The organism is Sphingopyxis sp. 2PD (assembly GCF_005503695.1).
Taxonomy (GTDB): Bacteria; Pseudomonadota; Alphaproteobacteria; order Sphingomonadales; family Sphingomonadaceae; genus Sphingopyxis.
The window spans coordinates 159544-178368 of record NZ_SCMU01000001.1 but is presented as its reverse complement, the minus strand read 5'-3'; the positions used below and the strand labels follow the sequence as shown (position 1 = coordinate 178368).

The 18825-nt window shown below is 63.8% G+C and carries 21 protein-coding genes; 10 read left to right on the top strand and 11 right to left on the bottom strand.

Annotated elements, in window-relative coordinates; translation table 11 throughout:
- Positions 1–80: 80 nt before the first annotated feature.
- From FFS18_RS00815 to FFS18_RS00800, 4 genes are all read right to left on the bottom strand, one after another.
- Complete coding sequence (locus tag FFS18_RS00815) at positions 81–1727, bottom strand: acetolactate synthase large subunit (protein WP_137869357.1); 1647 nt, start codon at positions 1725–1727, stop codon at positions 81–83.
- A gap of 374 nt (positions 1728–2101) precedes the next feature.
- Positions 2102–3925, bottom strand: a complete 1824-nt coding sequence (cobT, locus tag FFS18_RS00810) for a cobaltochelatase subunit CobT (RefSeq protein ID WP_137869356.1) — start codon at positions 3923–3925, stop codon at positions 2102–2104.
- Positions 3926–4147: 222 nt separating this feature from the next.
- On the bottom strand, positions 4148–4903 hold the full coding sequence (locus FFS18_RS00805) for a hypothetical protein (protein ID WP_171005175.1): 756 nt from the start codon (positions 4901–4903) through the stop codon (positions 4148–4150).
- Positions 4904–5073: 170 nt separating this feature from the next.
- A complete protein-coding gene (locus tag FFS18_RS00800; RefSeq protein ID WP_137869354.1) occupies positions 5074–6015 on the bottom strand; it encodes an IS1595 family transposase in 942 nt (313 codons plus the stop codon).
- Positions 6016–6237: 222 nt separating this feature from the next.
- Between FFS18_RS00800 and FFS18_RS00795 the strand changes: the two genes are divergently transcribed.
- Complete coding sequence (locus FFS18_RS00795) at positions 6238–7434, top strand: MFS transporter (RefSeq protein WP_212743002.1); 1197 nt, start codon at positions 6238–6240, stop codon at positions 7432–7434.
- A complete protein-coding gene (locus tag FFS18_RS17795) occupies positions 7431–7562 on the top strand; it encodes a hypothetical protein (protein WP_283214392.1) in 132 nt (43 codons plus the stop codon). The genes FFS18_RS00795 and FFS18_RS17795 overlap by 4 nt, the downstream gene beginning before the upstream one ends.
- Here the strand turns inward: FFS18_RS17795 and FFS18_RS00790 are convergent.
- The 4 genes from FFS18_RS00790 to FFS18_RS00775 all read right to left on the bottom strand — a co-directional run bounded on the left by FFS18_RS00790 (position 7559) and on the right by FFS18_RS00775 (position 10776).
- Positions 7559–8746 (bottom strand): alpha/beta hydrolase, encoded by a 1188-nt coding sequence (locus tag FFS18_RS00790; RefSeq protein WP_137869520.1) that lies wholly within the window; start codon positions 8744–8746, stop codon positions 7559–7561. The genes FFS18_RS17795 and FFS18_RS00790 overlap by 4 nt on opposite strands.
- A gap of 2 nt (positions 8747–8748) precedes the next feature.
- A complete protein-coding gene (gene cobS / locus FFS18_RS00785; RefSeq protein WP_137869352.1) occupies positions 8749–9738 on the bottom strand; it encodes a cobaltochelatase subunit CobS in 990 nt (329 codons plus the stop codon).
- A 98-nt stretch (positions 9739–9836) separates the two neighbouring features.
- Positions 9837–10274 carry an ester cyclase gene (locus tag FFS18_RS00780; RefSeq protein ID WP_137869351.1) on the bottom strand — a complete coding sequence of 146 codons (438 nt, stop codon included), beginning with the start codon at positions 10272–10274 and terminating at the stop codon, positions 9837–9839.
- Between the two features lie 10 nt (positions 10275–10284).
- Positions 10285–10776 (bottom strand): DnaJ domain-containing protein, encoded by a 492-nt coding sequence (locus tag FFS18_RS00775; RefSeq protein ID WP_232014823.1) that lies wholly within the window; start codon positions 10774–10776, stop codon positions 10285–10287.
- A gap of 177 nt (positions 10777–10953) precedes the next feature.
- Between FFS18_RS00775 and FFS18_RS00770 the strand changes: the two genes are divergently transcribed.
- From FFS18_RS00770 to FFS18_RS00740, 7 genes are all read left to right on the top strand, one after another.
- Positions 10954–11232 carry a BolA family protein gene (locus FFS18_RS00770; RefSeq protein ID WP_249340240.1) on the top strand — a complete coding sequence of 93 codons (279 nt, stop codon included), beginning with the start codon at positions 10954–10956 and terminating at the stop codon, positions 11230–11232.
- Positions 11233–11234: 2 nt separating this feature from the next.
- Entirely contained in the window at positions 11235–11609 is a 375-nt protein-coding gene (locus FFS18_RS00765; protein WP_249340239.1) for a cupin domain-containing protein, read from the top strand.
- On the top strand, positions 11606–12088 hold the full coding sequence (locus tag FFS18_RS00760; RefSeq protein WP_137869348.1) for an Rv1443c family protein: 483 nt from the start codon (positions 11606–11608) through the stop codon (positions 12086–12088). Before FFS18_RS00765 ends, FFS18_RS00760 begins: the two co-directional genes overlap by 4 nt.
- Entirely contained in the window at positions 12081–12977 is an 897-nt protein-coding gene (locus tag FFS18_RS00755) for a pirin family protein (protein ID WP_137869347.1), read from the top strand. The genes FFS18_RS00760 and FFS18_RS00755 overlap by 8 nt, the downstream gene beginning before the upstream one ends.
- A gap of 191 nt (positions 12978–13168) precedes the next feature.
- Entirely contained in the window at positions 13169–14092 is a 924-nt protein-coding gene (locus FFS18_RS00750; protein WP_137869346.1) for an alpha/beta fold hydrolase, read from the top strand.
- A 226-nt stretch (positions 14093–14318) separates the two neighbouring features.
- Complete coding sequence (locus FFS18_RS00745; protein ID WP_137869345.1) at positions 14319–15101, top strand: AraC family transcriptional regulator; 783 nt, start codon at positions 14319–14321, stop codon at positions 15099–15101.
- Positions 15102–15104: 3 nt separating this feature from the next.
- The gene (locus FFS18_RS00740; protein WP_137869344.1) at positions 15105–15350 is read left to right on the top strand and encodes a hypothetical protein; all 246 of its coding nucleotides are present in this window, start codon (positions 15105–15107) and stop codon (positions 15348–15350) included.
- Here the strand turns inward: FFS18_RS00740 and FFS18_RS00735 are convergent.
- Complete coding sequence (locus FFS18_RS00735) at positions 15347–15769, bottom strand: hypothetical protein (RefSeq protein ID WP_171005173.1); 423 nt, start codon at positions 15767–15769, stop codon at positions 15347–15349. The genes FFS18_RS00740 and FFS18_RS00735 overlap by 4 nt on opposite strands.
- A gap of 7 nt (positions 15770–15776) precedes the next feature.
- Between FFS18_RS00735 and FFS18_RS00730 the strand changes: the two genes are divergently transcribed.
- The gene (locus tag FFS18_RS00730; protein WP_137869343.1) at positions 15777–16934 is read left to right on the top strand and encodes a serine hydrolase domain-containing protein; all 1158 of its coding nucleotides are present in this window, start codon (positions 15777–15779) and stop codon (positions 16932–16934) included.
- Positions 16935–17381: 447 nt separating this feature from the next.
- Here FFS18_RS00730 and FFS18_RS00725 read toward each other — a convergent pair whose 3' ends face one another.
- Both FFS18_RS00725 and pdxH read right to left on the bottom strand, forming a co-directional pair.
- Positions 17382–18215 (bottom strand): PhzF family phenazine biosynthesis protein, encoded by an 834-nt coding sequence (locus FFS18_RS00725; RefSeq protein WP_137869342.1) that lies wholly within the window; start codon positions 18213–18215, stop codon positions 17382–17384.
- Entirely contained in the window at positions 18212–18790 is a 579-nt protein-coding gene (gene pdxH / locus FFS18_RS00720; protein WP_249340238.1) for a pyridoxamine 5'-phosphate oxidase, read from the bottom strand. The genes FFS18_RS00725 and pdxH overlap by 4 nt, the downstream gene beginning before the upstream one ends.
- Positions 18791–18825: the final 35 nt, after the last annotated feature.

Below are 18825 nucleotides of genomic sequence, written 5' to 3'. Positions count from 1 at the left end.
GGGTCCAGGGCTGGAACGCGCAACGGTGGCGCACGGGCGCTCTGGACCCCGGCTTTCGCCGGGGAGCAGCGAGCAAGGAATTACAACTCCTTCGACAATTTCTTGATGTCGATGTTCAAAATCTGGTCGTTCTCCGAATAATCGACCGGGCAATCGATCAGGTGCACCCCCGGCGTATCGCGCGTGTGCGCCAGCAGTTCCTTGAGATGCGCGGCGCTCGTCACGCGGTGGCCGTGCGCGCCATAGCTTTCGGCATATTTGACGAAATCGGGGTTGCCATAGGTCAGCCCCCAATCCTTGAACCCCATATTCGCCTGTTTCCAGCGGATCATGCCATAGCTGTTGTCGTTCAGGACCAGCACGGTGAGGTTCAGGCCGAGCCGCACCGCGGTCTCCATCTCCTGACTGTTCATCATGAAGCCGCCGTCACCGCAGATCGCCATGACCTTGCGGTCGGGATAGACCATCGCCGACATCATTGCCGACGGCAGCCCCGCGCCCATCGTCGCGAGCGCATTGTCGAGCAGCACGGTGTTCGGGCGATAGGCGGTATAGCCGCGCGCGAACCAGATTTTATAAACGCCATTGTCGAGGCAGATGATGCCGTCATCGGGCATCGCGTCGCGGATCGACTGGACCAGATGCGGGGGAAAGATCGGGAAACGCTCGTCCTTCGCCAGCGGCGCGGTATGGTCGACCTCGCCCTGACGATAGGCCAGCATATGGTCGAATTTCCAGCTGCCGCTGGGGACGATATCCTCCTTCATCTGCCAAACGGCGTTGGCGATGTCGCCGATCACCTCGATATGTGGGAAATAGACCGGATCGACCTCGGCGGTCTTGCTCGAGATATGGATCACGGTCGGGCCATCTTCCTTCATGAAGAAGGGCGGCTTTTCGATGACGTCATGGCCGAGGTTAACGATGCAGTCCGACGCCTCGACCGCGCGGTGGACGAAGTCGCCCGCCGACAGCGCGGCGCAGCCAAGGAACTTCGGGTGCCGCTCGTCGATCACGCCCTTGCCGAGCTGCGTCGTCAGGAACGGGATGCCGGTCTTTTCGATGAATTGCAGCAGCATGCGGCTGGTCATCGTGCGATTGGCGCCAGCGCCGATGACCAGAACGGGCGATTTCGCGGCCTCCAGCGCCTTCACCGCTTCGCGGATCGATTTCGTATCGGCGTTGGGACGGCGCGAATGGCTGCGCTTCAGCGGGCGCGAATCGGTGTGTTCGTCGGCAATATCCTCGGGCAATTCGATATGCACCGCGCCGGGCTTTTCTTCCTCGGCCAGGCGAAACGCCTCGCGCACGCGGCTCGGGATATTGTCCGACGACGCCATCTGATGGGTGAATTTGGTGATCGGCGACATCATCGAACAGACGTCGAGGATCTGGAAGCGGCCCTGTTTCGATTTCTTGATCGGCTTTTGCCCGGTGATCATCATCATCGGCATGCCGCCCAATTGCGCATAGGCGGCAGCGGTCACGAAGTTGGTGGCGCCGGGGCCAAGTGTGGCAAGGCAGACGCCGGTCTTGCCGGTGTGACGGCCATAGGTTGCCGCCATAAAGCCCGCGCCCTGTTCGTGTCGGGTCAGGATCAGCTTGATCTTGGTCGACCGCGACAGGCTGTCGAGAAAGTCGAGGTTTTCCTCGCCCGGAACGCCGAAGATATATTCGACGCCTTCTTCCTCCAGGCATTCGATGAACAGGTCGGATGCTTTTTTCATGTGACAGTCGCCCCCTCAGCCGCGCACCGCCATCGGTGCAGCCCCAAGCCATGCTGGCGACCCACAGCATGATTATTCGGTGCAGCGGCGCTCGTCGTCAGGCCGCGAGTCCCTGCTGCTCCGGGGCCAGTTTGTAACGAGGGGGGAGGGGGTTGTCACCCTAGCGTTGGAAGGACCGCGGAGACAATTCCCTCCCACTCGATGGGGGAGGCAGCGAGACTTACGAACTTGTTCGTTAGTCGCAGCGGTGGGGGTGCCGTCTGGGCATGCGATGACGGCTCCATTGACGCGCCCTCACCCCCATCCAACTTCGCCTAATCGCTTCGCGATAAGGCTGCGTATCCTTCCCCCATCAAGGGGGAAGGGCAGCGCAGTCAATCCACGTCGAACAGCCCGGCCAGCTGCTCGACCATCGTGCCGCCCAATTGTTCCGCATCCATGATCGTCACCGCGCGGCTGTAATAGCGGGTGACATCGTGGCCGATACCGATCGCGCACAGTTCGACGGGTGAGCGGTTTTCGATCCAGTCGATCACCTGGCGCAGATGCTGGTCCAGATAGGCGCCGTGGTTCACCGACAGCGTGCTGTCGTCGACCGGCGCGCCGTCGCTGATCACCATCAGGATGCGGCGTTCCTCGGGGCGCCCGATGATGCGCTGGTGCGCCCACATCAGCGCTTCGCCGTCGATATTTTCTTTGAGCAACCCCTCGCGCATCATCAGCCCCAGCGATTTGCGCGCGCGGCGATAGGGTTCGTCGGCGGGCTTGTAGATGATGTGGCGGAGGTCGTTGAGGCGACCCGGATGCGCCGGGCGGCCCGCGGCCAGCCAGTCCTCGCGGCTCTGTCCGCCCTTCCACGTCCGCGTCGTGAAGCCCAGGATTTCGGTCTTCACGCCGCAGCGTTCGAGTGTGCGCGCCAGGATGTCGGCGCTGATCGCGGCGATGCTGATCGGCCGCCCGCGCATCGATCCCGAATTGTCGATCAGCAGCGTGACCACCGTATCGCGGAAGTCGGTGTCGCGTTCGATCTTGTAGCTCAGCGACTGGCCGGGCGAGACGATGACACGCGCCAGCCGCGCGGCGTCGAGCTGGCCCTCTTCCTGGTCGAAATCCCACGCGCGGTTCTGCTGCGCCATCAGGCGCCTCTGCAACCGATTGGCGAGCTTGGTCACCGCGCCCTGCAGATGCTGCATCTGGGTATCGAGATAGGCGCGCAGCCGCGTCAATTCGTCGGCATCGCACAATTCGGTCGCGAGGATGATCTCGTCATGCTTGTCGGTGAAACGCAGGTAATTGAAATCGGGAATGTCGCTCGGCAGGCGATTGGGGCGCACGGGCAACATGCCCTCATCGCCTTCGCCGCCCATTTCGGGTTCGCCGTCGGCTTCCATTTCCTGTGCATCGGGATCGCTGTCGCCGTCGTCGGCCTGATCGCCGGCCATTTCGGCGCGGGCGTCGACCTGGCTTTCCCCGGCGCCGCCGTCTTCGCTTTCCTGCTCGTCCTGGCTTTCCTCGGCTTCACTCTCATCCTCTTCGCCGCCATCCTCGCTGCCCTGTTCCAGCGGGTCGTCGCTGTGGATGAGATCGAGGTGGCGCAGCGCGAGCTTGGCGGTTTCAGCAAATGCCGCCTGATCGTCGAGCAGCATCGACAGCGCGGTCAGATCGCCGCCGGCTTCCTTGTTGATCCATTCGCGTACCAGCGACAGGCCGGTTTCGGTCCCCTGCGGTGCGGCGTCGCCGGTCAGCGCCTCGCGCAGCATCAGTTCGAGCGCGCTCGACATTGGGACATCGTCGCGGCCCTGCGCGCGCGAAATCGGGTCGCTGCGCATCCGCATCGCGAGGCTCGCCGACAGGTTGGCGCGCATCCCGTCCATGTGGCGCGCGCCCAGCGCCTCGATCCGCGCCCGTTCCATCGCATCGAACGCCGCGGCGGCGAGCGGTTCGGCGGGGCGCGCGGCGGCGTGCAATTTCTCGCTGTGATGCTTCATCCGCAGCGCATAGCCATCGGCAAACCCGCGCGCTTCGGCGACCTGATCCGCCGGGAGCGTGCGCGACGGCGTCGGCACCTTGATCGCCTTGCCGATCTGCGCCGGGGCATCGGCGGTAAAGCCGACCTCAACCTCGGCGTCGCGGGTAACGGCGCGCGCAACGCTCGACAGCGCGGCTTTGAAATCTTCGAGGGGCGATTGGGCGGTCATTGAGTCGGCTCTAACCAGCTTTGGCTGTCGAAGGAAATCCCTTTCATCGTCACCCCGGACTTGATCGGCAGTTATGTACTTGACGTACCGGGGTTACAATGGATACGAATGACGAAACAGGCCGGCGCATTACCGAAGATGAATTGGAGGGCGCGCTATACAGCGCGCTTGATACCTCTGAAGAGGGCGGTCATGTCCAGAAAACAGAGAAAGGGCTCGTCATCATAGACGGCTACTTTGATCTGAAGAAGGTTGCGCGCGCGCTTCAGTCAGTCTTTTCATGAGAATTTCGCGCGTGGCTCGTTGGGCGGGCGCGAACATGTTCATTCGCTCAGTGCATACGGAATGCAAAGTAGCGACAGTGGCATCGGAAAGATTGTAACTTACTTGCTTTCCTTCAAAGACCGCGCTGTAGGTTGATTCCACGAGAAGGTCTCGACCTACAATTTTTCCGTCACCACTCTTTATCATGAAATTTGGAAGTCCATAGATTTCGCCTCTTGTGGCGTGTCTATTTACCTTATCAGGGTTGTCGAATATCTCGGCGCCGTGCGCAGCCACATCGCGAACGTCTGCAAAATTTGGGAAAGTGTCGTGAAAGAGACGGGCAGCACGTTTTCGCGCTTCCAGATCCAACATGGCTTCGAGCGTAGGGCACTTCTTTAGCATCGCGTCGATCGCCTGTTCCAGCCGATGAAACTCGTAAATTTTGATTGCTCCGGCCTTGGCGGCCATCATCTTCCAGTCCCGCAACATATCGTTATGTTTGTGCCGCTTTCCACGATCTTCCTCGCTCTCGCCAGCCCCTGGATGCGCAATTCGTTGCCCGGTGGAGAACTGGAAAAGGGCAACGGCTGACGAGACGTGTTCGACAATGCTTGGCAATTCGAATAGATTGGATTGGATAGCCCAAGCCACTTCCCGCTCCGACTCTGGCAGGGCTGGAAGTGAGATATTCGGAAGGTCAAATGTCAACACAGCCTAAATCCCAACAAGACGATCGAGGCGATGCCCGCCGCGACGAACTACTGCGACGCGCGCTGGCGACTCCCCCGATCAGCAACGAGAATATCATGAAGCGATCGAAGGAATCTCACCCAAAATAGCGCTTACGCTTGATCCCGATCTGGCGGGGCGCTACGTGGATTTCAGGAAGCGAGCGGACTAGGTTGCCGGTAAATTAGGCGCTTGCCCTTCGCGCCCATGATCGCAAGCTGTGCGCGCTCCGTGTCGGTAACGCCTAGCGAGGCGCGGTTGCTGTAGCGGAAGTCAAACTCGGCCAAATAGCGGTGCAGATGGCCGCGGCTGACATGGAAATAGCAGCCGTTGATCCCGCGCTTGAGGATCGAGAAGTAGCCCTCAACGGTGTTTGTGTGGATGGTGCCGCGCACGTATTCCTCTGCGCTGTGGTTGACGATTTCATGCCGGAAATCGCGGCCCATGTGGCGATACTGGCCCGCGTCATCGGTGCAAAGCAGTGAGGCGCGATCAACCTGCGAAACGATCATCGGGCGAAGGTTCGCAGCCGTGACGCTCGCCACATGGAACGACCGAACGGAACCGTCCCGCTCGACCAGCGAGAAGACCGTTTCCTTGCCCCAGCTTCCGCCAAGCCGCTTCGTGGCGCGCTTGGACTTATGCCGGTTCTTTTCCTTACCGCCGATGAAGGTTTCGTCGGCTTCAACGGTCTGGCCTTCGCCGCCAAGCGGGCCGGTGATTTCTGTCTTGAGCGCTTCTCGGATGCGGTGCGTCATGAACCAAGCCGATTTGTAGGTGATGCCGAGGGTGCGGTGAAGCTGGTGCGCCGAAAAGCCCTTCTTGCTGCTGGCGAACAGCGCGAACGCCATGAGCCACTTGTTCAGCGGGATTTTGCTGTCTTCCATGACGGTGCCAATCGTAACGGTGAACGGCTTTTCGCACTCTTTGCACTTGTGAACGCCGGGGCGCGTGGACTTGCCAGCCAGCTTCGTGATGCGATCCGCGGCGCAATTGCCGCAATGCGGGCACACAGGGCCGTTCGGCCAGTGCAGGCTTTCCAGATGCTCGCGGGCCTTGTTCGCGTCGCTGTAAACCGGATCGGTGATATTCATGCTGGTTGCCTCTTGTTGCAACCCGTATGCGCCTATCCGTTTAGTACGTCAAGTATATAGTTGCCGACTTGATCCGGGGTCCATCGCTTCATCGGCGTAATGGACCCCGGATCAAGTCGGGGGTGACGAAGGTTGCGTGGGTGAGGGCGTAGCTTTGCTCGCTTGACCCGGCACGGTAAGGGTTGCATTCGGCAACCTATGGCTTCTCCCACGACTTCTCTCATGCGCCGTCCCTGGATCGTCATCCTCTGCGCCGCCTTCATCGTCACGCTGGCGATGGGGGTGCGCCAGTCGTTCGGGCTGTTCCTGCCGCAGATGAGCGCCGATATCGGGATCAGCCGCTCCGATTTCGGGTTGGCGATGGCGCTCCAGAACCTGCTGTTCGGGCTGGTCCAGCCCTTCGTCGGCGCACTGGCCGACAAACATGGCGCGGGGCGCGTCGTGCTGGCGGGGGCGCTGCTCTATGCGTTAGGGCTGATCGGCGCGGCGTTCGCGACCGACGCGATCGGGCTGCACATCAGTTTCGGTATCTTCATCGGCATGGCGCAGTCGGCGACGACCTTTGTCGTGGTGCTGGGTGCGGTCGGGCGCGTCGTCAGCCCGGAAAAGCGCAGCAGTGCGTTCGGTATCGTTACCGCGGGCGGCTCGCTCGGCCAGTTCCTCGTCGTGCCGCTGGCGTCGATCCTGCTCCGCGATATCGGTTATCTCGAGACGCTGTGGATCATGGCGGGGCTGGTCGCGCTCTGCGGACTGCTCGCGATCGGGGTCGCGGGGCGGACCGATGGCGGGCCGGGCGTCGCTGCCGAGGTCGAGCAGACCGCGCGCGAGGCGCTGCGCGAAGCGTCGGTTCACCGCGGTTTCTGGCTGCTCAACGCCGGATTTTTCGTCTGCGGTTTCCACATCGCGTTCATCGCGACGCATCTGCCCGCCTATCTCGACGACAAGGGGCTGGGGATTGAAATCGGGGCGCAGGTGCTGGCGCTGGTCGGGCTGTTCAACATCCTTGGTTCTTACATCTTCGGCCGCGCGGGCGACGTGCTGCGGCAGAAATATGTCCTGTCGGCGCTCTACACCGCGCGCTCGGCGGTGATCGCCTTGTTCCTTTTCATGCCGCTCAGCCATGCAAGCGCGCTGGTGTTTGCCGGGGCGATGGGCTTTCTGTGGCTGGGCACCGTGCCGCTGACCAGCGGCATCGTCGGGCGTATCTTCGGCATCCGCTATCTCTCGATGCTCTATGGCATCGTGTTCCTGAGCCACCAGGTCGGCAGCTTTTTCGGCGCGTGGATGGCGGGGCTGATCTTCGACGCCACCGGCAGTTACGACATCGCCTGGGGTTTCGCTATCGCGCTCGGACTGTTTGCCGGACTGGTCCATCTGCCGATCGCGGACGCCCCGGTCAGGCGGCTGCAACCGGTATGAAATGGGCGCGGCAGGACGCAGCAGCGCTCGCGCTGTTCGCGGTGATTGCGGCGGGTGGGTTGTGGCTGTGGCGTGGCGAAGGCCCAGCCGTCTGGCTCGCCGACTTTGCCATCATGTGCGGCTTTTAGAAGCTGGCAGCCACCGGCACGCGATTGCAGATCGCTTCGTCATCGGGCTTCGGTTCCGCCGGATCGGGGATCAGCCGGAACACATGCGCCAGATGGGTGGCCACCCGGTCGGGTCGCGCGCGCTTGTCGGCTACCACGTCCACGAAGTCGCGGCACGCGACCGCGCTGCGCAGGAAATTGCTATGCCCAGTGGTGGTGCGCGACACATCGGTGGTGTCGACCACGGTCAGGCCTGCAACCGATTTCGGATAGCAGCGCACCGGCAGTCCCTTGGCTTTCAGATCGGCAGCTTCAAAGGGGTTGAAGCAATAGGGCGACCCCAGCCGCGGATAGCCGTGCAGCGCGCGTGACGCGGCGAGTGCCTTGTCGGCGTGCGAGACGTAAACGGTGATCCGCCGGTTGTTGGCGACACGACGCGGGGCCAGCACCTCTTCCTCGATATCGCGTTCGAATGTTTCGCGATCGATGTCGGGCGATGCCAGGATGACGTTCGAGATGTTGCTGCTGTCGGCGCTGCTCGACGTGCGGTCGACAAAGGCGATGGCCGGGATCACCAGCCGCGCGCCCAGCGAGTGCGACACGACGACGATTTCCTTGACCCACGGCCGCTCGGCGAGCGTTTTCAGGAAGTCGCGGAAATTGCGGACGTCGTGATACATGTTGGTTTCGTCGACCGCATAGCTCAGCACTTCGCCCTGCGATGGCCAGCTATATTCGATCACCGGCCCGTCGAAACCGGTCATCCGTGCGATCTGCGCGGCGTCCTTCGACGTCGTCTCGAACGTCTCGCGATAACCATGGACATAGAGCAATACGCGGCCCTGCCGCCGGTCGGTCTCGGCCTGCAACGCGGTCCACCAGTCGGCCGATGCCTGGAATGCCATCGGGGTACGCAGCTTCTTCTTGCCGCCGACCTCGATCTCGCGCGGCACCGCAAAGCGGCCATAGCGGATCTTGTCGCCGCGATGACGGAGCAGGCGGATGTCGCCGGTGCGGCAGTCGGGCAGGCGGCTGGTCGCGAAGAACAGCGGCAAGGCGGCCCCATCGACCGTAGCGCCTGGCTGGGCGGTGCAGCGCGGATCGGCGACATAGTCGGCGTGGCGCACGGGGCCATAATCGACCGCGGCGATGCCGCACCCTGACAGCGCGAGCGCGGTCGTGGCCACCATCAGGCGGCGAAACATCGTCACTTGCCGATCACGCTCTCGGGCAGGTCTTCGCCGAACACGCGCTGGTAATATTCGGCGACGATCATCCGCTCCGCCTCGTCGCATTTGTTGAGGAAGCTCAAGCGGAACGCGAAGCCGAGGTTGTTGAAGATCGCGGCGTTCTGCGCCCAGCTGATCACCGTGCGCGGGCTCATGACGGTCGAAATGTCGCCATTGATAAAGCCCTGGCGCGTCAAATCGGCGACCTTGACCATATTGGCGACGGTCGTGTCGTCGGTGTTCGGTACCTTGGCCAGGATGATCGCGCTTTCGGTCGCGGCGGGCAGATAGTTCAGGGTGACGACGATATTCCAGCGGTCCATCTGGCCCTGGTTGATCTGCTGCGTGCCATGATACAGCCCGCTCGTGTCGCCGAGCCCGACGGTGTTGGCGGTCGAGAACAGGCGGAAGTGCGGGTTCGGGCGGATGACGCGGTTCTGGTCGAGCAGGGTCAGCTTGCCTTCGGTCTCCAGCACGCGCTGGATCACGAACATAACGTCGGGGCGCCCCGCATCATATTCGTCGAACACCAACGCGGTCGGGGTTTGGAGCGCCCAGGGGAGCAGGCCTTCGCGAAACTCGGTGACCTGCTGGCCGTCGCGTAGGACGATCGCGTCGCGACCGACGAGGTCGATGCGGCTGATGTGCGCGTCGAGGTTGACGCGGATGCACGGCCATTTCAGCCGCGCGGCGACCTGTTCGATATGCGTCGATTTGCCGGTGCCGTGATAGCCCTGCACCATCACACGGCGGTTGAACTTGAAGCCGGCCAGGATCGCGAGCGTGGTATCGCCGTCGAAGACATAGGCGGGGTCAAGGTCGGGGACACGCTCGTCGGCCTCGCTGAAGGCGGGGACCATCATGTCGATGTCGACCCCGAACATCTCGCGCGCGCTGACCTCGACATCGGGCGCCGCGAGGAGCGTCGAACCGTGGTGATCGGGGAGGCTGTTCGGAATATCGGTCATGTCAAAAGGTCCAGCGAAGGCGGTCGGGAGAGAGTCGCCGGTCGCGCGGCGCTTCGGCTAGCGCGGTATAGGCGTCGGTTTCAGCTTGCAACGCCTTTTCAGAGGAGGCCGAGCGCCTTCATTACCGCGGACTGGTCGTAATAGGGGCGTTCGCAGATAATCTTGTCGCTTTCCGGGGCAAATTCAAAGCTCGCCGCCATGCGGATGCGGAAGGCCTTTCCGGTCGGCGCAATGGTGCGCGGGCCAAGCTTCAGCGGGCCAAGATGCGTGCCGGTCAGCCAGAATTCGACGAGCACGGTACGCGTCGCGGCGTCCGCGGCGATCGCGATGACTTCGTTCGCCTGATCGGGAAAAGGCTCGCGCGACGCGGCGAAATAGGAGCGGACCGCGGCTTCGCCGTCAAACACCGTGCCGGGGCCGAGCAGTTCGTAGCGCGGATGATCGAAGGTCGCGATGACGCCGTCCCAATCGTGGGTGATCTCGAGCGCCATATGGCGGCGCACCACGTCGATCCGTGCTTGGTCCAGCTCGCTCATCGCGCGTCTCCTATGCGAATGCCTTGGTCTTCCTCAGCAACTGATATGCCGCAACCACCTCGCCGAGTCTCGTCTCGAAACTACGATCGCCGCCATTTCGGTCGGGATGATATTTGCGCACCAACTCGCTGTAGCGGCGGCGGAGCGCGGCGCGGTCGGCGTCGGCGGCGAGGCCGAGCAATTGCATCGCGGCCCGTTCGTCGCGCGAAAGGCCGGGGTTGGCGGCCTCGCGCCGCGCTTCGTCCATTCGCTGGCGAAATCGCGCGCCGAGCGCGTCGATGGGATCCTTGAAATCGGCCCAGCGCGGCGGTAGGTCGGCGCTGCCTGCGGCGCGGAAGGCACGGCTTTCGGTTTCCCAGCCCGCGGTCGGCGACTGCGCGGCCATGATCTGGTCGGCGCTCATGCCTTCGAAGAAATTATAGCCCGCGTTGAATTCGCGGACATGGTCGAGGCACAACCAGCGATATTGCGGCGGCCCGTCGGGCGAGCGGGTCCAGGCCATCGGGGCGCGAAATTCGCCCGCCTCGCGGCATCCGGGCACGGCGCACGGTGCCTCGCGGGGGACGCGGCCATGGAAGCGGTTGGTGCGGGGAGGCGTGGACAAAATGCGCTTTCGAGGTCGGGGGCAAGGAGATGGGGGGTCTTATAATTTGGCGACGGACCGCTTATGGTCAACCCCATGAGCAGCAATGGCCCCGTGCAACAAGAGATGGAAAGGCTGCTCCGCGCGGCTTTTCCCGATGCCAATTTCATCGTCAGCAACGACAGCGCGAAGCATCATGGTCACAGCGGCGACGACGGATCGGGCGAATCGCATTTCAGCCTGACCATCGAGTGGGCGGGGTTCGCAGACATGAACCGCGTCGCGCGCCAGCGTGCGGTGAACAAGGCGCTTGGCGATTTGCCGGGGCAGCGCGTTCACGCACTGGCGATCAAGGCGACGGTGCCGGGGGAATGACGATGGTCGCCAAGGTTAACCTGGCCGAAGCCTTTGCAAAAATTCCCGAAGCGTGGAGCCCGCATGTGGCGGGCGACATCAACAATTTCCAGATCAAGCTGGTCAAGCTGGAGGGCAAGTTCGACTGGCATCATCATGATATCGAGGATGAATTGTTCCTGGTCGTCGCGGGCCGGATGAAGATGGGCCTGCGCAGCGGCGATGTGATCGTCGAACCCGGCGAGTTCATCATCGTGCCGCGCGGCGTCGACCATTGTCCCGAGGCGCTGGACGGCGAATGCCATGTCGTGTTGCTCGAACCGGGATCGACCCTGAACACTGGCAATGTCGAGACCGAAAAGACGCGGCGAACGCTGGCAAGACTGGACGCGCGATGACGGCCGCCCCTGTCGAGCTTCGCTACCGCTCGCGGTTGCGTACGCCCGCCGCCGATGTCTGGGCGGCGGCGATGTCGCTGGCAGGGGTCAACGCCGAGGCGATGCCGATCTTCCGGATGACGGCCCCGCCGGGAATTCGCGGGATGGTCGATGCCGAATTTGTTCCGGGGCAAATGCTGTTTCGCAGCCGCGTGCTGGCGTTCGGGCTGATTCCATATGACTGGACCGAACTGACGCTGGTCGAATTCGAACCGGGCAGGCGTTTCGTCGAGCGGTCGCGGATGGGGTCGATGCACTGCTGGCAGCACATCCGGACCGTCGATCCCGTGGATGGCGGTTGCGTGGTCACCGACGAACTGCGCTTCGAACCGAAATGGCCGCGGCCGATCGCCCGGCTGATGATCGACATCGCCTTTCGCAATCGTCATCGTCAGTTGAAGCGCCGGTTTGGCAAATATGGAGATGCCCCAAATGCCTGACGCCGACTTGCAGATCATCACCCCCTCGACCCACGACCTTGGCGCATTTGAGGTGCGGCGAACGCTGCCGAGCAAGGCGCGCACGATGGTTGGCCCTTTCATCTTCGTCGACCAATTCGGCCCGGCGCATTTCGACATCGGCGCGGGCATGGACGTGCGGCCGCATCCGCACATCAATCTGGCGACGGTCACCTATTTGTTCGAGGGGGCGATCGACCATCGCGACAGCTTGGGCACGCTGGCCACGATCCGCCCCGGTGCGTGCAACCTGATGACCGCGGGCAGCGGCATTGTCCATTCGGAGCGTACCCCGGTGGCCGAACGGGAAGCCGGATCGGCCATTTCGGGGATGCAGACCTGGCTCGCCTTGCCCGACGGTCAGGAAGAGATCGAACCGGCATTCGAACATGTCGCAAAGGGCGACCTGCCGCTGATCGAGGATAGCGGCGTTTCGGCGCGGGTGATCATGGGCAGCCTGTGGGGCGCCACCTCGCCGATCACCCAGCATGCCGCGACGATCTACGCAGACATATTGATGAATGCCGGGGCGAGCATTCCGATCGAGGCCGAGGCCGACGAACGCGCGGTGCTGGTGGCGCTCGGGGATGCCAGTCTCGATGGCGACCGGCTCGATCGCCACAGCCTTTACATATTGAAGCCGGGGCAGGCGATGGCGCTGCGTGCCGACAGCGACGCGCGGGTGATGCTGCTCGGCGGCGAAGCCTTCGCGACGCCGCGCCATGTATGGTGGAATTTCGTCAGTTCGTCGCGCGACCGCATCAACCAGGCCAAGCACGACTGGAAGGATGGCAAATTCCCGCTGGTCCCGGGGGACAGCGAGGAGTTTATCCCGATCCCCGAGGTGCCGAAGACGGTGAGCTATCCGTAGGGGCCGGATTGCGGCCCAAAGCAAGCCGTCGCCCCCGCCTGCGCGGGGGCAACGGTTACCGCCAACGTCCGCTCCCCACCCCAACGCCGACGTTATCCAGCCTTTCAACCCGCCCCGCCATTTGCTGCAGCTTGCCAGCCAAGCGGTTCCTCGCCATCAGGTTTCGAAACGAAACCAAGGGAGCGATGGCGATGATCGGCGATTTTGAGCAGCAGCGCGTGAAACTTTCGACCGGCGTCGAACTCGATGTCGTCGATATTGGCCCGCGCGATGCCCCGGTGCTGATCTTCCTCCACGGCTTTCCCGAATCGCACCGGACATGGCGTTACCAGCTGCCGCATTTCGCCGATCGCTTTCGCTGCATCGCGCCCGACCAGCGAGGCTATCGCGGTTCGTCGAAGCCGCAGGATGTCGACTCCTATACGCCCGACAAGCTGATCGCAGACGTCTTCGCGCTCGCGGATGCGCTGGGCGTCGGTGAATTTACCGTCGTCGGCCATGACTGGGGCGGGGCGATCGCGTGGGGGGTAGCCTTGGGTGGCCAGCCGGACGGGCTGCATCCGGCGTGGTCGGGCCGCGTCACCCGCGCCGTCATCGCCAACGCCCCGCATCCCGCGATCTTTCAACGCCTGCTGCAGACGAACGAACAGCAGCGCGCGGCGAGCCAGTATATCAGCATCTTTCGCGATCCGGCGAGCGATGCGATTATCGAGGCGCATGGTATCGCGGGCATCCTTGCCCACGCCTTCGCGGGCCGGGTGCCGAGCGGCGGGATCCAGCCGCCCGACGAGATCGCGCGATTGCTGAAGGATTGGGAAGATCGCGATACCTGCCGCGCGATGATCAACTGGTATCGCGGTTCACCCGCCATCGTTCCGGCCATGGACGCGCCTTATGCCGAGCCGCCTGCGGTGCCGTTCCCCAGGCTCACCATACCGACGCTCGTCATCTGGGCGCTCGACGATGTGGCACTGCCGCCATGCAACCTCGACGGGATGGCCGACCTGGTTCCCGCCGTCGAGATCGTACACGTCGCCGATTGCGGCCATTTCGTTCCGTGGGAAGCGCCCGATGCAGTCAATGCGGCGATGGATGCGTTTCTGACCAACGGCTGATTTGGGCCACGGTGACGCCCCCAAAAAAGGTGGCGGGCGGCATATTTGCCGCCCGCCTTGGGGGGGGGTCTCGTCAGGCGCGCCAAAGGGCACGCGAAAGGGGCGATGCAACAGCATTTTTTCCCCAATTTCCGCCGTTTCGGAAGAATTTGGAGCTTCGATTTAACCATAGATTTGGCGTAAATGGCAGGCTTTCACATTCTCCCCAACTTGCCATACTTGTGTCATGGAAGTGGGAGGACTCAGGGTCGCCTCGATCGTTGATCGTATCGAAGGTCCGTTGAGCTGGACGGTCGAACGCGACGTCCATCTCCTCTACTTATACGAAGCTGGAAGCTATCATTGGCTGGAAACCTGGCTGGACGATCAGCGGACCTCGCTGGGCGACCCCTTGCCCGGCGAGATGTGGCTGGCGCCCGCCGGACGCCGCTATCATGGCGAAGCAAAGGGCGGCGGGGTCCGCTATATCGAGGTGGAAATACCCGCGGCACGGCTGGTCGTCGCGCCGGACGCACGCGCGCTTGCCGGGCATTATGACATGGCCTTGGCCGCGCTGGTGCGCGCGCTGGCCGCAGGCGACGCCGCCGCGGCCGATCCGCTGGTCACCATCCTTGCCAAAACGATGGAAGCCATGGTGAGGCGCCGCGATTCGTCCGCGGTCACCCAGCGCATCAACGACTTGATGGCCTATATCCAGACCCAGCTCGAATTGTCGCTGACGGTTGAGGAAATGGCGGCCGAGGTGGGGATGTCGGTCAACAGCCTGATCGTCCATTTCGCGCGCGCGACCGGCTATACCCCGGCGCAATATATGCTGCGCCAGCGGCTGCGTCGCGCCTGCTGGTTCCTGATGAACCGTCCGCTGTCGGTCGCCGAGATCGCCTTTGCGACCGGCTTTTCCAGCCACGCGCACCTGTGCGCGATCTTTCGCCGCAAGCTGGGCATGTCGCCGGGCGAGTGGCGGCGGCGCCATGTCTCGGCTATTTTGCCGCCAGTCTGGGAGGACTGACCGATGTCGCACACCGCTATCATGCTGCTTGCCGGACTGGCGCTGCTGATCGTGCTCCGCCTGACGATCCGCGACGCGGCGCGGGCGACGCGGATGTTCCTGGTCCTGTGGCTGGTTATCTCGATCGGCAACCTGCTCGTAGGGGTGATGTACGCCGGTTACGGCTGGGCCGAGGAAGCAGGGATATGGCTGCTGGTGTTCGGCGCTCCGGCGGCGGTTGCGCTCGCGGCGCGGCGGATCGCGCCTTAGTTTTCGGGTCGCAGCAAACAGCCGCTGGCGCCCGCGTAACGCGCGCTACGCGACGCGAGCAGCGGCACGCTGCCGGTCACGGTCTTGGTCGCCGGGTCTTCGCTCAGAGACACCATCTCCATCCCCGGCTCGAAATCGCTCTGGCAGCTCTCCAAGCTGCGCCCCTGGACATAACGGCACGAACAGCCGACCCGCGCGGCATAGGCCGACCCCAGTTCGGCCTGCGCCTTCAACGACGGGAATTTCCAGATCGCAAAGCCGGTCAGCAGCACCGCAAGGACCAGCAGCCACGGCAGGCAGCCGCCCCAGCGGCTCGGCCTTTTGCCGCCGCGCGGTTGGGTTGCGGATTGTGTCTCGGGCGGCGGTGCCGCGGTCGGCGTCTCGCCCGTTGAAGGACCGGTCGGGTTGGTGCTAGTCACTCATCCCATGATCACGAAAAAACGGCTGCTGGCAAGTGCCGCTCTCGCGATGCTCGGCGCCTTGTCGCTGGTACAGGCGGCGGGGCAGGGCAACATGGCGCCCGCATCGCCCGCGCCGAAATTCGGCACCTCGCTCGATGAAGTGGCGGCAACCGACACGCTGCAACCGCTGCCGGTGCTCCCCGCGGCGATCAAGGCGCGCGCCGATGCGCTGTTCGTCAATGCCGACGACGTCGGTGAGACGCGCGGGCTGATCGTGCTGCGCGACGGCGAGCTGATCTATGAACGCTATGCCGCGGGTTTCGGCCCCGAGACCAAGCTGATCAGCTGGTCGATGGCAAAAAGCATCACCGCGGTGCTCATCGGCTTTCTGGTCGCGGACGGGCAGTTGGCGCTCGACGGTCCGGCGCCGGTCGCGGCGTGGCAGCGCAGCGGCGATCCGCGTGGTGCGATTACGCTGAAGCACCTGCTCCATATGTCGGCGGGGCTCGAGCATGTCGAAAACGGCGATCCGATCTGGCAGGGCGATACCGTCAATATGCTGTTCGGCGGCGGCGCAACCGACATGGCGGGATTCGCCGAAGCGAAGCCCGCGGCGGCGCAGCCGGGTGAGATTTTCAACTACAGTTCGGCGACCAGCGTCATCCTGTCGGACATTTTGGCCGACACGCTGACCCCGTCGCAAAGTCCGGCGGCGCGGCGCGACGCGATGCGCGAATTCATCGCGGGCCGCCTCGTCGAACCGCTCGGCATGACCAGCCTGACGCCCGAGTTCGACGCGAACGGCACGATGATCGGCGGGTCGATCATGCACGCGACGGCGCGCGATTATGCGAAGTTTGGCGAATTCCTGCGCAATCATGGTGTGGTGAACGGCCAGCGGCTGCTGCCCGAAAGCTGGATGAATTTCATGCTGAGCCCGTCGCCCAATGATCGCGGCTATGGCGGCCATATCTGGCTCAACCGGGCGCGCCCGGCGGGAGCGCAGCCGGCGTTGTGGCCCGACCGCGGCCCGAACGACCTGTTCGCGTGCATCGGCCATCAGGGGCAATATATCATCGTGTCGCCGTCGCAGCGGGTGACGATCGTCCGGCTCGGGGTGACAAAGGGCGACCAGTTTCCGGCGCTGCGGCGCCATCTCGCGGATCTGACGGCGGCGCTTTGAGCGGTGCAGGGGCGCGCCGTTCGCTCAAAGTTCAGTAAAGTTCAGCTTTATGCGCTGCCGATTTGCACCTTGGGAGGCGCCCGACGCGCGCGGTGCGCCCGATCGTGTGCAAGCCGGGGAGCGACGGCTTGATCCACCGCATCAACGAGCCGGGAAGAAGGCTGGCACAGCCGGATAATGTAGGAAAGCGCCTTTTTTTGCGGCGGATGGCGGCTTGGAGGTGGGGAGCGGTCACAAGCTCCTCTCCCCTTGTGGGAGAGGATAGCGCAGCTTGCTCCGTCAGGAGCTAGCGAAGCTTGGTGAGGGGGCGGACGCCAGCACGCGCAAACCCCCTCTCAACTGCGGCTAGGCAGCAAAGCTGCCAAGCCTTCGTATCTCTCCCACAAGGGGAGAGAAGAAATGACGTACGTCCGCAATCGGTCGAATGCCGACACGCCGCTTTTTTTTTTACAGCAGGAAATCGCCCACCAGCGTCGTGACGCAGCGGCCGGTCAGTTCGACCATGTCGCCGTCGAGGCGGCAGCCCACGTGGCCGCCGCGTGCGCTGGCCTGATAGGCGGCAAAACGGTCGCGGCCCAGGCGCGCGGCCCAATAGGGGGTGAGGACGCTGTGCGCTGAGCCGGTGACCGGATCTTCGTCGATCCCGGCACCGGGGGCGAAGGCGCGGCTGACGACGTCGGCGCCCGACGGGTCGCCGTCGCCGGGCGCGGTTGCGATATAGAGGATGTCGCCGCCTTCCTTCAGCGCGCGGAAGTCGGGGGCCAGCGCACGGACGCTCGCCGCATCGCGATAGGCGATGATCGCATAGCCGCCAGGGTGCCACTGCGTTTCGACCGGATCGCCGCCCAGTGCGCGGACAATGTCGGGCATCGCCTTTGGCGCCGGGGGGTAAGCGGGCAGCGCCATGCGGTAGCCTTCGTCGTCGTCCCCGTCGCCAGCGACGCGAGATACCTGCAAGATGCCCGCCTTGCGGGTACGAAAGCGCATTTCCTGTCGCCATGGCGCCGCCGACAGCAGCACATGGCCGCTGGCAAGCGTCGCATGGCCACACAAGGCGACCTCGACCGTCGGGGTGAACCAGCGCAGCTCATAATCGGCCTCGCCGCTCTCGTCGGGAACGAGGAAGGCGGTTTCGGCAAGATTGTTTTCGGCGGCGATCGCCTGCAGCACGCCGTCGCCCAGCCACTCCTCGAGCGGCATCACGGCGGCAGGATTGCCGGTAAAGGGTCGGCTGGCAAAGGCATCGACCTGGCTGATCGGCAGGCGCCGCGCCGCGCTCATGGATAGAGCATCCCGGTCGACCAGCCGTTGCCGGTACGGGTGTAAACGGTCCGCTCGTGCAGCCGGTGCGCGCGATCCTGCCAGAATTCGATCGCGGCAGGGGTCACCCGCCACCCCGACCAGCGCGGCGGGCGCGGTACATCCCGTCCTTCGAAGCGCGCCTGCACGTCGGCAAAGCGCGCCTCGAACGTGGCGCGATCAGCCAGCGGGCGCGACTGGTCGCTCGCCCAGGCGCCGAGCTGGCTGTCGCGGCTGCGCGTCGCGAAATAGGCATCGGCGGTGGCGTGATCGACCGGCGTCACCGGACCTTCGATCCGAATCTGACGCCGCAGCGATTTCCAGTGAAAGAGCAGGGCGACATGTGGATTGGCGGCCAATTCGCCGCCCTTGCGGCTATCGAGATTGGTATAAAAGATAAACCCATCCGGCCCATGACCTTTGAGCAGCACCATCCGCAGCGACGGGTGCCCGTCGGCGGTCGTCGTCGCGAGCGCCATCGCATTGGCGTCATTGGGCTCGCTCGCTCGCGCTTCGGCGAACCATGTGTCGAACAGGTCAAAGGGATCGTCGGCCATGCGCGCTGTCATAAGGCGGTGCGTGATATCGCGAA

What these genes read in the sequence shown, in the direction of transcription:
- FFS18_RS00815 (WP_137869357.1), bottom strand. Translation starts at nt 1,727, where the DNA reads ATGAAAAAAGCATCCGACCTGTTCATCGAATGCCTGGAGGAAGAAGGC.
- cobT (WP_137869356.1), bottom strand. Translation starts at nt 3,925, where the DNA reads ATGACCGCCCAATCGCCCCTCGAAGATTTCAAAGCCGCGCTGTCGAGC.
- FFS18_RS00800 (WP_137869354.1), bottom strand. Translation starts at nt 6,015, where the DNA reads ATGAATATCACCGATCCGGTTTACAGCGACGCGAACAAGGCCCGCGAG.
- FFS18_RS00795 (WP_212743002.1), top strand. Translation starts at nt 6,238, where the DNA reads ATGCGCCGTCCCTGGATCGTCATCCTCTGCGCCGCCTTCATCGTCACG.
- FFS18_RS17795 (WP_283214392.1), top strand. Translation starts at nt 7,431, where the DNA reads ATGAAATGGGCGCGGCAGGACGCAGCAGCGCTCGCGCTGTTCGCGGTG.
- FFS18_RS00790 (WP_137869520.1), bottom strand. Translation starts at nt 8,746, where the DNA reads ATGTTTCGCCGCCTGATGGTGGCCACGACCGCGCTCGCGCTGTCAGGG.
- cobS (WP_137869352.1), bottom strand. Translation starts at nt 9,738, where the DNA reads ATGACCGATATTCCGAACAGCCTCCCCGATCACCACGGTTCGACGCTC.
- FFS18_RS00780 (WP_137869351.1), bottom strand. Translation starts at nt 10,274, where the DNA reads ATGAGCGAGCTGGACCAAGCACGGATCGACGTGGTGCGCCGCCATATG.
- FFS18_RS00775 (WP_232014823.1), bottom strand. Translation starts at nt 10,776, where the DNA reads ATGGCCTGGACCCGCTCGCCCGACGGGCCGCCGCAATATCGCTGGTTG.
- FFS18_RS00770 (WP_249340240.1), top strand. Translation starts at nt 10,954, where the DNA reads ATGAGCAGCAATGGCCCCGTGCAACAAGAGATGGAAAGGCTGCTCCGC.
- FFS18_RS00765 (WP_249340239.1), top strand. Translation starts at nt 11,235, where the DNA reads ATGGTCGCCAAGGTTAACCTGGCCGAAGCCTTTGCAAAAATTCCCGAA.
- FFS18_RS00760 (WP_137869348.1), top strand. Translation starts at nt 11,606, where the DNA reads ATGACGGCCGCCCCTGTCGAGCTTCGCTACCGCTCGCGGTTGCGTACG.
- FFS18_RS00755 (WP_137869347.1), top strand. Translation starts at nt 12,081, where the DNA reads ATGCCTGACGCCGACTTGCAGATCATCACCCCCTCGACCCACGACCTT.
- FFS18_RS00750 (WP_137869346.1), top strand. Translation starts at nt 13,169, where the DNA reads ATGATCGGCGATTTTGAGCAGCAGCGCGTGAAACTTTCGACCGGCGTC.
- FFS18_RS00745 (WP_137869345.1), top strand. Translation starts at nt 14,319, where the DNA reads ATGGAAGTGGGAGGACTCAGGGTCGCCTCGATCGTTGATCGTATCGAA.
- FFS18_RS00740 (WP_137869344.1), top strand. Translation starts at nt 15,105, where the DNA reads ATGTCGCACACCGCTATCATGCTGCTTGCCGGACTGGCGCTGCTGATC.
- FFS18_RS00730 (WP_137869343.1), top strand. Translation starts at nt 15,777, where the DNA reads ATGATCACGAAAAAACGGCTGCTGGCAAGTGCCGCTCTCGCGATGCTC.
- FFS18_RS00725 (WP_137869342.1), bottom strand. Translation starts at nt 18,215, where the DNA reads ATGAGCGCGGCGCGGCGCCTGCCGATCAGCCAGGTCGATGCCTTTGCC.
- pdxH (WP_249340238.1), bottom strand. Translation starts at nt 18,790, where the DNA reads ATGGCCGACGATCCCTTTGACCTGTTCGACACATGGTTCGCCGAAGCG.